The organism is Noviherbaspirillum sp. Root189, assembly GCF_001428545.1.
Classification (GTDB): domain Bacteria; phylum Pseudomonadota; class Gammaproteobacteria; order Burkholderiales; family Burkholderiaceae_D; genus Noviherbaspirillum.
This window is the reverse complement of sequence record NZ_LMHZ01000012.1, coordinates 171,835-184,200: the sequence shown is the minus strand read 5'-3', so window position 1 is coordinate 184,200 and position 12,366 is coordinate 171,835. Positions and strand designations below refer to the sequence as shown.

Here is a 12,366-nt window from a genome sequence, read left to right as displayed (position 1 = left end):
CATGCGTCTGTATCTCATCCGGCACGGCAAGCCGGAAGTCGATATGGGCACCTGCTACGGCAGCAGCGATCTTGCAATATGCGAGCGGGAGAACCGTCGCGTGGCGGAGGCAATTCTGCCTTCCTTGCCGCGTGGCGTACCCGTTCTTACCAGCCCGCTACGACGATGCCGTGGTCTGGCTGAAGCCATTGCTGAGACGATACATGCTCCCGAAATAGTGCAGGACAGCCGGCTTGCCGAAATACATTTCGGCGATTGGGAAATGCGCACATGGGATGCAATACCGCGCAGCGAAATCGATGCATGGGCGGCCGATGTGGTGCATTACCGGCCGGGCAAAGGTGAAAGCGTACTTGACGTCGCTACGCGTGTGCGGAGGTTTTATGACGATATGCGCAGCAGTGGAATCGCCGACGTGATTGTCGTTTGCCACGCAGGAACGATCCGGTTGTTACAGCAATGTCTTTCGCATTCGTTGCCGAGCGACATTGCACATCACGCCGGCGGCGTTCGACATACGATTCGTTACGGAGAACTGATTATTCTCGATTGTCCTTGATGGTGCTTGATTGCCGACAGCGCAATGTTGTCTGATTGATCATCACGGGTCACCGCTGTAAGTTTGTTACATATAGACAAGTGTTGTGCAATTTCCATTGCGCTTGTTGTCGCCTGTTACTGCAAGCTTTACAATAGCGAAGTTTTGGTGCCCGCCCGCATATTCATGCAGGCAGTTAAACGGGAAACACGATGCTCTTCAGAGCCAACGTGTGCTGCCCCCGCAACGGTAAGCAAGCGTCACGACAGAAGCCGACATGGTGACTGTGTGACAGACGGTCCTTCGTACCACTGTGCAGTCCGCATGGGAAGGTCGACCGGTTCATCTTGCCAGCCCGGATACCGGCCAGAACAGGTGGAAGCAAGCGGACGGGGACCGTCGCGACGCAGACCGGCAATGCAATAGCGCCTCAGGCGCGACAAGCCAACCGGGCTCTCTCGATATCGACTCCAGTTCGAATGCTTTCTTTCAATCCAGCCTGCGGGGAAGCGGGCCGGTTGTCTATTCACTGGAATCACAACATGCATTCATTCGTATCCCTGGCCTCTCCGGCAGCTGGAAAGCCGTTGGCCATGGCAATCGCCGTCTGTGCAGCATTTTCCGCATCAAGCGTCGCGCTCGCTGAAGAAAAAAAACTCGAATCGGTCGTCGTCACGGCAACGAGAACGCCCCAGATCGCCGCCGAAGTATTGAGCGATCATGCGGTCATTACTTCCGAAGACATTGCAAGATCCGGACGTACCTCGCTGGTCGATCTGCTGCAGCGCCAGCGCGGCATGGAAATTGTACGCAACGGAGGGCCAGGAGCCACGTCATCCGTATTTTTGCGTGGAACCGACAACAAGCAGAATATTGTTCTTGTCGACGGCGTACGGGTTGGTTCTTCAACCAACGGCGGCGCGACCTGGTCGTCGATCCCGCTGTCCCAGATCGATCGTATCGAAATCGTTTACGGACCGTTGAGCACCATGTATGGCGCCGATGCCGTCGGTGGCGTTATCCAGATTTTTACCAAACAGGGTGACGGACCGCCGAGTCCCACCGTGTCCGCAGGTGTCGGCAGCTACCATACCTACAATCTGGAAGCGGGCGTCTCGGGATCGACGGAAGGCTTCCGCTACGCGCTGCGCGCATCCCATGAAAAGTCGGACGGGTTCTCGTCAACGAAGAGCGGCGCATTTGGCTTTAATCCGGACCGTGACGGCTACGACAATAACAGTGCCAGCGGACAGTTCAGCACGCAACTGGCGAAGGGACATGAGCTGGGCTTGACCTTCCTGCACAGCGAGCTTAAAAACCAGTTCGATAACAGCGCAACGTTTGACGACCGCAGCAAGCAGAAGCTTGCTACCTATGGCGTGTACAGCAAAAACCAGATCACCCAAAACTGGAACAGCCAGTTCCAGGTGTCGCAATCCCAGGACCGTTCCATATCCGACATGCGCACTGGCCGCACACTGTTCGACACGACACAGACCCAAGTCAGCTGGCAAAACAATATCGCGGTCGCCACCACCGATGTGCTGCAATTGCTGGCCGAACACCGCCGTGAAGAAGTCGATTCAACGACCACAGAACTTATCGGCGCGCGCACTACCAATGCAATCGCGGCGGCCTATCAGTTAAAACGTGGTGCGCACCTGGCTGCAGCCAGTATTCGCAATGATGACAATTCACAGTTCGGATCGCGGACGACGGGCAATCTGTCGTATGGATACCGGCTGAGCAACGCCTTGCGCGCCAGCGGCAGCATGGGTACCAGCTTCCGTGCGCCCACATTCAATGATCTGTATTTCCCCGGTTTTGGCATTGCCACCAACCGTCCGGAGAAGGGACGCAATGCGGAGGCGGGCCTGTACTACGACGACGGAAAATCGCAATACAGTGCCGTGTATTACCGTAATCGCCTGACCGACCTGCTGGTCAATACCAATGTTTGCCCGGTGGAACAGGCAACCCATCCTTTCGGCTGCTCCTACAATGTCAACAAGGCCTTGCTGACGGGATTGACCCTGGGAATGACACAGGCATTGGGTGATTTCAAGTTGCGCGGTTCGCTCGACCTGCAAGATCCGCAGGATGAAACTACCGGACGCCAACTTGCGCGCCGCGCGAAAAAGCATGGCACCCTGGCGCTGGACTATGGCGCCGGCAAGGCGACGGCCGGCGGCGAGCTGATTTTCTCCGGCAGGCGCTTCGATGACACCAACAACCGTAACCGCCTTGGCGGCTATGGCGTATTCAACCTGTACGCGACCTATGATTTCGCGCCCAACTGGTCGTTATTCGGGCGCTGGAACAACGTGCTGGACAAAGACTATGAGCTGGCAAGGAATTACAACACCGCCGGGTCCAACGTCTTTGTCGGCGTGCGTTACGGCCTGCGTTAATTTTCGGAATGCACGTGCATAGCCCAGTCGTCTCATTACCTTCATTCCAGGAACGCCGGCGAGCGGTTGGCATCCTTGCGATGCTGGCCGCCATCGGTTGCGCCACAGTACTGTTTGCATGCGCCATCGGCTCCGTCTCCTTGTCGGCATCCGAACTGTTTGGTGCGCTGGCGGACATCCTGTCAGGGCAACCGGCAAGCCTCGCAGCGACGTTGCTGGAATTGCGGCTTGGGCGTGCACTGTCGGCGTTTGTGACAGGAGCGACGCTTGCGCTGGCCGGCGTGATGATGCAGGCCTTGCTGCGCAACCCCTTGGCGGACCCATATGTGCTCGGCGTGTCGGGAGGGGCTGCTGTCGGCGCGCTCGCCGCCATTCTTTTCATGGCGGCGGCATGGATCGTGGACCTCGCCGCATTTGGCGGCGCCATAGCGGTAGCCTGTCTATTGCTCCTGCTTGCGTATCGGGATTTGCGCGGTGGCGGTGGCGACGGCAATGCACCGATGCTGCTGTTGACCGGAGTGATTGTCGCCGCTGGTTGCAGTGCACTGATCACGCTCATGCTGTCGGTAGCGCCGGATAACCGTTTGCGCGGCATGGTGTTCTGGCTGATCGGCGATCTGTCGGCGACACCTTTGCGCTGGCTGCCATGGCTGATCTGGGGCGGAGCGCTGATGTTCGCTGTGCGGGTGGCGCGCGCGATCAACGTGATGGCCTTGCATGCCGAAGCCGCGGCAACGCTTGGCATCTCGGTTGCCAGATTGCGGCAGGGTCTTTTCCTGTGCTCTGCACTGTTGACGGCGAGCGCGGTAAGCAGCGCCGGCAGCATCGGGTTTGTCGGCCTGATCGTTCCTCATGCCTGTCGCTTCGCCTGGGGCCCCGATCACCGCTTGCTGCTGCCAGCCGCCACACTGGCCGGCGGCAGCTTTCTGGTGCTGGCCGACACCCTTGCACGCACCATCATCGCGCCACAGCAATTGCCGGTCGGCGTGATCACCGCGCTGATCGGCGTGCCGGTGTTCCTGGTGCAGCTGCATCAGCTTTACAGGAAATAACGCGGATGCAGACAATCAATCTTTCACTGCGTATCGGCTCCCGCGCCTTGGTCACCGGATTGGACTGGCAAGTAGAAGCCGGACAAAGCTGGTGTGTGATCGGGCGCAATGGCGCAGGGAAAAGTACGCTCCTGCGTACCCTGGTCGGTTTGCGCCAAGCGGACGGCGGAGCCATTCATATCGATGGACGTCCTCTCGCGGACTGGCCATTGACCGCGTTGGCACGACAGCGGGCTTACCTTGCTCAGGGCCGCAACGATGCCTTCGGTTATCGTGCGATTGAAACCGTGCTCGCCGCGCGTCATCCCTACCAGGATGATCGCTACTGGGATGCGGAAGACGATTACCGTGTCGCGCATGCCGCCCTGCGCGCGCTCGATGTCGCCGAGCTGGCCGAGCGCGACGTGCGCACGCTGTCCGGTGGCGAACGCCAGCGGGTTGCCATCGCCGCGTCCTTGGCGCAGGAAGCGCCGCTGCTGTTGCTCGATGAACCGGCAAGCGCACTTGATCTCGCCCATCAGGTCGGTGTCATGGAACTGCTGGCACGGCTGTGCCGCACGCAGCAGAAATCCGTCGTCCTGGTCAGTCATGACCTCAACCTCGCGCACAGTGTCGCGAGCCACGCCTTGCTATTGATGGGCGACGGCGAATGGCAGGCCGGACCGGTACAGGATGTGATGACGGCGGACCTGCTGAGTCGCTGCCTCGGTTATCCGATCGATCTTGTCAGGCACGGCAAGCGAACCATTTTTATTCCCGCAGAGGAGTCGTACCATGAGTGACGATATCAACGAACGCCACCGCGCGCGCATGCAACGCAAGAAGGAAGTGGTCGATCAGAAAATCGAAGCCGCCAAGCGCGACGCAGGCGTGCTGCTGGTCAATACCGGCAATGGCAAGGGCAAGAGTTCCAGCGCTTTCGGCATGGCAATCCGTGCATTGGGTCATGGCATGCAGGTCGGCGTGGTCCAGTTCATCAAGGGCGCGAAGTCGACCGGTGAAGAATTGTTCCTGCAGCGCTTCCCCGATGAGGTCAGTTTTCATGCCATGGGCGAGGGCTATACCTGGGAAACGCAAAACCGCGAGCGCGATATCGCCGCCGCTGAACGCGCCTGGGAACAGGCAAAAAGTTTTTTGTCCGACCCGGCAATCGGCTTCGTTGTCCTCGATGAACTCAACATCGCACTCAAGTATAAGTATCTCGACGTGCAACGGGTGATCGCCGATCTGCAGGCCCGACCGGCCATGCAGCACGTTGTCGTCACGGGACGAGCAGCGCCGCCGGAACTGATTGAAGTGGCGGACACCGTGACCGAGATGCAACCGGTCAAGCATGCGTTCGCCGCGGGCATTGCCGCCCAGCCCGGCGTCGAATGGTAAATGGATAAGCCCATGAAGGTAAGCCTATGAAGCACGCCGCATCGGCACGACTCCTTCTTGTCTCGGCCATGTCATCCGGACAAGGCAAGACGACCGTGACAGCCGCACTTGCGCGCAAGCTGAAACGGCAGGGCAAGCGGGTACGGGTGTTCAAGACCGGACCGGATTTCCTTGATCCGATGATGTTGCAGCGCGCCGCCGGCAGCGCGGTGGATTCGCTCGACCTGTGGATGGTCGGCGAAAAGCGCAGCCGTCATTTGCTGGCGCAGGCCGCGGGCAACGCCGACGTCATCCTGATTGAAGGGGTGATGGGTTTGTACGACGGCACCCCCTCATCGGCTGACCTTGCCAACACCTTCGGCGTGCCCGTCATGGCTGTGCTCGACGCGTCGGCCATGGCGCAAACAGCGGGAGCCGTTGCCCGTGGTCTGCGCGACTATGGTCCCGTTCGACTGGCCGGTGTGCTAGCCAATCGCGTCGCCAGCGCAAGGCATGCGCAGATGGTTGCCGACGCCATGCGCGACATCCCCTTGCTTGGCACCCTGGCACGCCAGGAACAGTCCTTGCCGGAGCGGCATCTTGGCCTGGTGCAGGCAGACGAAATTCACAACCTCGACGCTTTGCTCGATCACCTTGCCGACCAGCTGGAGATCGATCAAACAGCATGGGATGCGATGCCGGAAATTGTTTTGAATGACCCTGCCGACGATGTGCCGATCGAGCCAATGCTTAAAGGACGAAAAATTGCGATCGCACGCGATGCGGCATTTGCTTTTCTTTATCCGGCGAACATCGATTGCCTGCACAGGCTTGGGGCCGAATGCCTGTTTTTCTCGCCACTGGCGAATGAAGCGGTGCCGCCGGATGCCGACGCGGTGTATCTGCCGGGCGGCTATCCCGAACTGCATGCACGCACCTTGTCGCAGGCCGGCCAGTGGCAGGCATCGATCCGCAACGCCCATGCCGACGATCTGCCCATCGTCGCTGAATGCGGCGGCATGATGGCGCTTGCGAATCAGCTTGTGGACATCGAGGGCGCGACGTGGTCGATGGCCGGCATCTTGCCCGGAAAAGTCAGCATGCAAAAGCGGCTTGCTGCGCTCGGTCCTCAAGCCTGGACAACTGCACAGGGAGAGTTACGCGGCCACGCATTCCACTATTCGCACATGGAGTCGACGTTGCAGCCGATGGCACACACTATCAAGCACCCGATGAATATCGAGGGTGAACCGATTTATCGCGTCGGTTCGCTCACCGCGTCTTATTTTCATGCGTATTTCCCTTCCTGCCCTCAGGCAGTGGCAAGTCTCTTTCTTCAACCGACAACACCATGACGGCCACACTTGTGATCGGCGGCGCCCGCTCGGGTAAAAGCGCACATGCTGAAGCGCTAGCAACAGCATGTGGAAAGCGGGTGATCTACATCGCCACCGCCCAAGCCGGCGATGCTGAAATGACCAGCCGTATCGCCCACCATCGCCAGCGACGCGATGCGGCATGGAAGACGATGGAAGAGCCGCTCGCCCTCGGCACGGCCATCGCACAATGGAGCAGGCCGGACACGGTGATCCTGGTCGATTGCCTTACGGTGTGGCTATCCAATCTGCTCTTTTCCAAACTACATGATTATCCCGACATTGGCCCCATCGTTCCGCCTGAGGCATTTAACATTGAACGAGAATCCCTGTTTGACGCGATTGCCAATGCAAACGGAGACGTGATACTGGTATCCAATGAAGTCGGCATGGGCGTGGTGCCGCAAGGTGCGATTTCACGCTGGTTTGTCGATGAAGCAGGGCGCTTGAATCAAGCGGTGGCCGCGCTCTGCGATCGCGCTGTGTTCATCGTGGCCGGCTTGCCGATCATGCTCAAAGGACAGCCATGCTGATGGGTATCTCGCCCCTGTGGGTTGCCATGATGATGGCAACGGGCGTGCTGCTCGACTGGTTGCTGGGTGAAGCGAGCCGTTTTCATCCGCTGGTCGGCTTCGGCAAGTTCGCGGGCAAGATCGAAGCTTTGCTGAACCGGGGAAGCAGCTTGTATCTCCGTGGCGTTGCAGGCTGGATGCTTGCCGTGGTACCGCTGGTAGCGCTGTCGATAACCATCATCCACCTTGCCCACCAGATGCACTGGATGTTTGCCGCCGCACTGCACGCCATCCTGCTGTATTTCTGCATTGGCCTGCGCAGCCTTCGCGATCACATCATTCCGATTGCGGAGGCGTTGGCAAGCGGCGACCTTGCCGCGGCGCGCAAGCTGACATCGCGCATCGTCAGCCGCGATACCGGGCGTGCCAGTGAAGGCGATCTCGCCAAGGCCGCGGTTGAATCAACATTGGAAAACGGCAACGATGCGGTCTTTGGCACACTGTTCTGGTTTGCGGTTGCCGGTGGACCGGGTGCATTACTGTTTCGGCTCGCCAATACGCTCGACGCCATGTGGGGATACCGCAATCCACGATTTCTCTCCTTCGGCTGGATGGCCGCACGCGCCGACGACGTACTCAACTGGATTCCCGCGCGGCTGACCGCGTTGTCGTATGGCGTACTTGGCGATACCCGACGCGCGCGCGAATCCTGGATGACGCAGGCTGCGGCATGGCCTAGTCCGAATGCCGGTCCCGTGATATCGGCTGGAGCCGGTTCACTCGGACTGGCTTTGGGCGGCACCGCTGAATATGACGGCATCGTCGAAACCCGGCCGCCCTTGGGCATCGGGCGCGAGGCCCAAGGAGAAGACATCGCCCGCGCATGGCAACTGGTGGCACGTACTACGCTTCTGTGGCTTATTGCAGCGGGCGGGTTGGCATTTGTGCTGGAAAGGACCTTTCATGCTTGAACATGGCGGTAACCTGCGCGATGCGGCCGAGCGCTTCGGTCGGCCCGAAGCCGACTGGCTCGACCTGTCGACCGGCATCAATCCGGTGTTCTATCCCATCCCGGCAACAGCACCCAATGCATGGCATCGGCTTCCTCAGCCCGACCGCGCATTGGTCGAAGCGGCGCAAACCTATTACGGCGCCCCGCGAATGATGCCGGTGGCAGGAACGCAGGCTGCGATACAGGCCTTGCCAAGACTGCGCGATCAGGCGAGCGTCATCATTTCGGCGCCTTCCTATGCCGAGCATGCGCATCGCTGGCGTCAGGCTGGACACGTGGTTCGCGAGGTGGACTACGATAGGCTGGCGGTGCACATCGCCGAGGCCGATGTCGTAGTGGTGGTCAATCCCAACAATCCGACCGGCGCCATGATTGCCCCTGACACCCTTCTCGGGTGGGCAGAGCAACTTGCGGCACGCGGTGGCTGGCTGGTGGTCGACGAGGCGTTCGGCGATACCGCGCCGGAGATGAGTGTTGCACGCTGGACCGATCGGCCGGGCTTGATTGTGCTGCGCTCGGTCGGAAAATTTTTTGGCCTTGCAGGACTGCGGCTTGGCTTTGTCGCCGCTGACCAGAAATTACTGAACCAGCTTGCCGAGTGGATCGGCCCATGGTCGGTCAGCGGTCCGGCGCAACAGATCGGCACCGCCGCATTGTCCGACTTCACGTGGCAAAGAGAAACGCATGCCAGGCTGCTCCGCGACGGTGAACGCTTGCGTGGCCTGCTATCGGCGTATGCAATTGCATCAAGCGGTACAGCGCTGTTCCAGTGGTGGCCCGAGAAGCATGCAGAAGCGTTCGCACATCACATGGCGGAACGCGGCATCTGGGTGCGGTTGTTTGTCCATCAGGCGCGTGGTATCCGGCTGGGATTGCCCGGCAACGAAGCAGGATGGCAGCGACTGGCTGCAAGCCTGGATGACTGGAAAAGGGAAATCTGATGATCGAAAAAGTACGAGCGCAAGTCCGGATACAAATATGGATCGCACTGGCTGCACTACTGAGTGTTCAAGCCGTTCCTGCCAAGGCTGCGATCAGCATGCGCGACGATGCAGGCGACTTGGTGACGCTCGCGCAGCCGGCGCGGCGCGTGATCTCACTTTCGCCGCATGTAACGGAAATGTTGTTCGCCGCCGGTGGCGCGGATCGCATTGTGGGGACGGTCAACTACAGTGATTACCCGCCTGCCGCAAAAAACATTCCGCGCGTCGGCGACAATCGCTCCGTGGATATCGAACACCTGCTGTCGCTGAAGCCCGATCTGCTGGTGGTCTGGCGTCACAATGCATCGTCACGTCAGATGGATCAGCTTAGACGCCTCGGTATTCCATTGTTTTATAGCGACCCGCACAAGCTGGAAGACATTCCGGAGTCAGTGTTGCGGCTTGGTCGGCTTATGGGCACCGAACAGCAGGCACAGCAAAGCGCGGGCGAACTGCGCAAGCAACTCGAAACCCTTGTCTCAGCGTATCGCAACCGGCCCCGGGTCCGCGTCTTTTACCAGGTATGGGACAAGCCGCTGTACACACTCAATGAGCGGCACATCATCACCGACGCGATCCGCGTTTGCGGCGGGGAAAACATTTTCGCGTCCTTGCCTATGGCTGCGCCAAGCATCACGCAAGAAGCCGTGGTCAAGGAAAATCCGGAAGTGATCGTCAGCGGCGACAGAAACGACCAGACTGTCAGCGGCATCGAAATCTGGAAGCAGTATCCATCCATGCTGGCGGTCAAGCGTGGCAACCTGTTCGCCATTGACGGCAACCTGATTAATCGTTCCGGGCCGCGCATCATCGATGGTGCCGGTGAACTATGTGCGCGCCTCGAACAGGCAAGGGGCCGTCGCGGAGACCGTCCATGAGCTGCTACCGGCGTATTGCATGTCTCAGCACCGAGGCGGTCGAAACTCTCTACGCGCTTGGTGCGGAAGACTTGATCGTCGGGATTTCTGGCTTTACGGTGCGGCCTGCACGCGCCCGCAGCGAGAAGCCAAAAATCAGCGGATTTTCCTCGTCGCGTATAGAACGGATACTGGCGGTGGAGCCGGATCTGGTCATCGGTTTTTCCAACATGCAGGCGGATATCTGCCGTGACCTTGCCGCAGCAGGTATCGAGGTCCATTTGTTCAATCAGCGTGATATTGCGGGCATCCTTCGCATGGTGCGGGCGCTGGCGGTGCTGGTGGATCGCGGAGAAGCTGGAGAACAACTCATCGCCGACCTGCAGACAACGATTGCCTCGGTCACCAGCCAGTTACTGTCCGAACTCACGCGTCCCCGTGTCTATTTTGAAGAATGGAACGATCCACTCATCAGCGGTATTGGCTGGGTATCCGAAATGGTTGCGCTTGCCGGCGGAAACGATGTTTTCGCCGATCTGGCTGCGCATTCGAGCGCGAAGGAACGCATCATCGCCGATCCGGCTGAAGTGATCCGGCGTGCCCCCGACATCATCATTGGCTCCTGGTGCGGCAAGAAATTTCGGGCCGAAGCCGTGTGCGAGCGTGAAGGCTGGGATGCCATCCCGGCGGTACGCAACCGCATGGTCCTCGAAATCAAATCCGCCGACATCCTGTCGCCCGGACCGTCCGCCATTACGGAAGGCTTGCCGCAACTGGCCGACATCATTCGCCGCTGGCATCAACAACAATCATGAATTTCCCATTCCCTACCCTGATGGTGCAGGGCACCACCTCCGACGCCGGCAAGAGTACCGTTGTTGCCGCTTTGTGCCGCCTGCTCGCACGCGATGGTATCCAGGTCGTTCCTTTTAAGCCGCAGAACATGGCGCTCAATAGCGCAGTGACAACGGATGGCGGCGAAATCGGACGTGCGCAGGCCTTGCAGGCACAGGCGGCCGGATTGCAACCGCACACCGACATGAATCCGGTCCTTCTCAAGCCGTCCAGCGATACCGGGGCCCAGGTCATCATTCACGGCCAGGTGCGCGCCGACATGAACGCCCGCGATTACCATCAGTACAAAACGGTGGCGATGGGTGCGGTACTTGAATCCCACCGCCGGCTAAGCGCCCAGTACCAGGTCGTCATGGTGGAAGGCGCCGGCAGTCCCGCGGAAATCAATCTGCGCGACCGCGACATCGCCAATATGGGCTTCGCGGAAGCGGTCGACTGCCCGGTGATTCTGGTCGCCGATATCGATCGCGGCGGCGTGTTCGCGCACATCGTCGGTACGCTGTCCTGTCTGTCCGAAAGTGAGCGGACGCGCATCGTCGGCTTCGTGATCAATCGATTCCGTGGCGATATCAGCTTGCTGCAACCCGGCCTCGATTGGCTGGAGCAGCAAACCGGCAAACCCGTTCTTGCCGTGCTTCCGTATCTGCACGGTTTGTTTCTCGACGCGGAAGATGCGGTCAAGCCGGAGCAGAACGAGCAGGGCAGTTTCCGTGTCGTCGTGCCGGTGCTGCCGCGCATCAGCAACCACACGGACTTCGACGCGTTGCGTGCACAACCGGAAATCGACTTGCGTTTCATTGGTCCTGGCGAGGCGATTCCTCCTGCGGACCTGATCATTCTTCCTGGCAGCAAGAGTACGCGCGCCGATCTGGAATGGCTGTTACGCAACGGTTGGGATGACGCCATACGCAAGCATGTGCGTTACGGTGGCAAGGTGATCGGCATTTGCGGTGGCTATCAGATGCTCGGCCGTTCCGTGTCCGATCCGCATGGCGTCGAAGGAACGCCTGGCGTGACGCAAGGGCTTGGGTTGCTCGATGTCGACACCGAAATGACGCAGGCCAAGCGCCTGGCGCGCGTGGAGGGGCGCTGCGCATTCGCCGATGCCGTGGTGACCGGCTACGAAATCCACATGGGTCAAACCGGTGGTCCGGCAGCGGAAAGAGCAGCCTTCCAGATTGATGGTCGTGCGGAAGGCGCACGTTCGGAGGATGATCTGATTCTTGGGACCTATCTGCATGGCGTCTTTGATGCGCCGGAAGCGATGCGTGCTTTGCTCGAATGGGCAGGTCTGAAAGACGTCAAGCCCGTCGACCTTGCCTCGCTGAGAGAAGCAAGTATTGACCGAATTGCGGATGCGGCTGAGCCGTTGTATCAGGCACTGATGAAATACAGATGAAATTTCCCTGCG

12 protein-coding genes and 1 riboswitch are annotated in these 12,366 nt (G+C 59.6%); all 12 genes read left to right on the top strand.

Annotated elements, in window-relative coordinates; genetic code table 11:
* Position 1: 1 nt before the first annotated feature.
* The 12 genes from ASE07_RS08720 (at position 2) to ASE07_RS08665 (ending at position 12,354) form a co-directional block, all read left to right on the top strand.
* On the top strand, positions 2 to 559 hold the full coding sequence (locus tag ASE07_RS08720) for a histidine phosphatase family protein (RefSeq protein ID WP_057290411.1): 558 nt from the start codon (positions 2 to 4) through the stop codon (positions 557 to 559).
* A gap of 128 nt (positions 560 to 687) precedes the next feature.
* A riboswitch (cobalamin riboswitch) is annotated at positions 688 to 923 on the top strand.
* Positions 924 to 1,080: 157 nt separating this feature from the next.
* Positions 1,081 to 2,949, top strand: coding sequence for a TonB-dependent receptor domain-containing protein (locus ASE07_RS08715; RefSeq protein WP_057290410.1), 1,869 nt, complete (start codon positions 1,081 to 1,083; stop codon positions 2,947 to 2,949).
* A gap of 80 nt (positions 2,950 to 3,029) precedes the next feature.
* Positions 3,030 to 4,001, top strand: coding sequence for a FecCD family ABC transporter permease (locus ASE07_RS08710; RefSeq protein ID WP_156396502.1), 972 nt, complete (start codon positions 3,030 to 3,032; stop codon positions 3,999 to 4,001).
* A gap of 5 nt (positions 4,002 to 4,006) precedes the next feature.
* Positions 4,007 to 4,783: an ABC transporter ATP-binding protein gene (locus ASE07_RS08705; RefSeq protein ID WP_057290408.1), complete on the top strand. Its 777-nt coding sequence runs from the start codon at positions 4,007 to 4,009 to the stop codon at positions 4,781 to 4,783.
* The gene (gene cobO / locus ASE07_RS08700; RefSeq protein ID WP_057290407.1) at positions 4,776 to 5,381 is read left to right on the top strand and encodes a cob(I)yrinic acid a,c-diamide adenosyltransferase; all 606 of its coding nucleotides are present in this window, start codon (positions 4,776 to 4,778) and stop codon (positions 5,379 to 5,381) included. Before ASE07_RS08705 ends, cobO begins: the two co-directional genes overlap by 8 nt.
* 26 nt (positions 5,382 to 5,407) lie before the next feature.
* A complete protein-coding gene (locus ASE07_RS08695) occupies positions 5,408 to 6,715 on the top strand; it encodes a cobyrinate a,c-diamide synthase (protein WP_057290406.1) in 1,308 nt (435 codons plus the stop codon).
* Complete coding sequence (cobU, locus tag ASE07_RS08690) at positions 6,712 to 7,269, top strand: bifunctional adenosylcobinamide kinase/adenosylcobinamide-phosphate guanylyltransferase (RefSeq protein ID WP_057290405.1); 558 nt, start codon at positions 6,712 to 6,714, stop codon at positions 7,267 to 7,269. Before ASE07_RS08695 ends, cobU begins: the two co-directional genes overlap by 4 nt.
* Entirely contained in the window at positions 7,263 to 8,219 is a 957-nt protein-coding gene (cbiB, locus tag ASE07_RS08685; RefSeq protein WP_057290404.1) for an adenosylcobinamide-phosphate synthase CbiB, read from the top strand. The genes cobU and cbiB overlap by 7 nt, the downstream gene beginning before the upstream one ends.
* Positions 8,212 to 9,201 carry a threonine-phosphate decarboxylase CobD gene (gene cobD, locus ASE07_RS08680; RefSeq protein WP_057290403.1) on the top strand — a complete coding sequence of 330 codons (990 nt, stop codon included), beginning with the start codon at positions 8,212 to 8,214 and terminating at the stop codon, positions 9,199 to 9,201. The genes cbiB and cobD overlap by 8 nt, the downstream gene beginning before the upstream one ends.
* On the top strand, positions 9,201 to 10,121 hold the full coding sequence (locus ASE07_RS08675; RefSeq protein WP_057290402.1) for a cobalamin-binding protein: 921 nt from the start codon (positions 9,201 to 9,203) through the stop codon (positions 10,119 to 10,121). The genes cobD and ASE07_RS08675 overlap by 1 nt, the downstream gene beginning before the upstream one ends.
* Entirely contained in the window at positions 10,118 to 10,915 is a 798-nt protein-coding gene (locus ASE07_RS08670) for a cobalamin-binding protein (protein ID WP_057290401.1), read from the top strand. The genes ASE07_RS08675 and ASE07_RS08670 overlap by 4 nt, the downstream gene beginning before the upstream one ends.
* Complete coding sequence (locus ASE07_RS08665) at positions 10,912 to 12,354, top strand: cobyric acid synthase (protein WP_200960906.1); 1,443 nt, start codon at positions 10,912 to 10,914, stop codon at positions 12,352 to 12,354. The genes ASE07_RS08670 and ASE07_RS08665 overlap by 4 nt, the downstream gene beginning before the upstream one ends.
* Positions 12,355 to 12,366 lie beyond the last annotated feature (12 nt).

Bases quoted from the DNA above. Each gene is read 5' to 3' on its own strand.
- ASE07_RS08715 (WP_057290410.1), top strand. From the start codon at position 1,081: ATGCATTCATTCGTATCCCTGGCCTCTCCGGCAGCTGGAAAGCCGTTG.
- ASE07_RS08665 (WP_200960906.1), top strand. From the start codon at position 10,912: ATGAATTTCCCATTCCCTACCCTGATGGTGCAGGGCACCACCTCCGAC.
- cobD (WP_057290403.1), top strand. From the start codon at position 8,212: ATGCTTGAACATGGCGGTAACCTGCGCGATGCGGCCGAGCGCTTCGGT.
- ASE07_RS08710 (WP_156396502.1), top strand. From the start codon at position 3,030: ATGCTGGCCGCCATCGGTTGCGCCACAGTACTGTTTGCATGCGCCATC.
- cobO (WP_057290407.1), top strand. From the start codon at position 4,776: ATGAGTGACGATATCAACGAACGCCACCGCGCGCGCATGCAACGCAAG.
- ASE07_RS08675 (WP_057290402.1), top strand. From the start codon at position 9,201: ATGATCGAAAAAGTACGAGCGCAAGTCCGGATACAAATATGGATCGCA.
- cbiB (WP_057290404.1), top strand. From the start codon at position 7,263: ATGCTGATGGGTATCTCGCCCCTGTGGGTTGCCATGATGATGGCAACG.
- ASE07_RS08670 (WP_057290401.1), top strand. From the start codon at position 10,118: ATGAGCTGCTACCGGCGTATTGCATGTCTCAGCACCGAGGCGGTCGAA.
- ASE07_RS08705 (WP_057290408.1), top strand. From the start codon at position 4,007: ATGCAGACAATCAATCTTTCACTGCGTATCGGCTCCCGCGCCTTGGTC.
- ASE07_RS08720 (WP_057290411.1), top strand. From the start codon at position 2: ATGCGTCTGTATCTCATCCGGCACGGCAAGCCGGAAGTCGATATGGGC.
- ASE07_RS08695 (WP_057290406.1), top strand. From the start codon at position 5,408: ATGAAGCACGCCGCATCGGCACGACTCCTTCTTGTCTCGGCCATGTCA.
- cobU (WP_057290405.1), top strand. From the start codon at position 6,712: ATGACGGCCACACTTGTGATCGGCGGCGCCCGCTCGGGTAAAAGCGCA.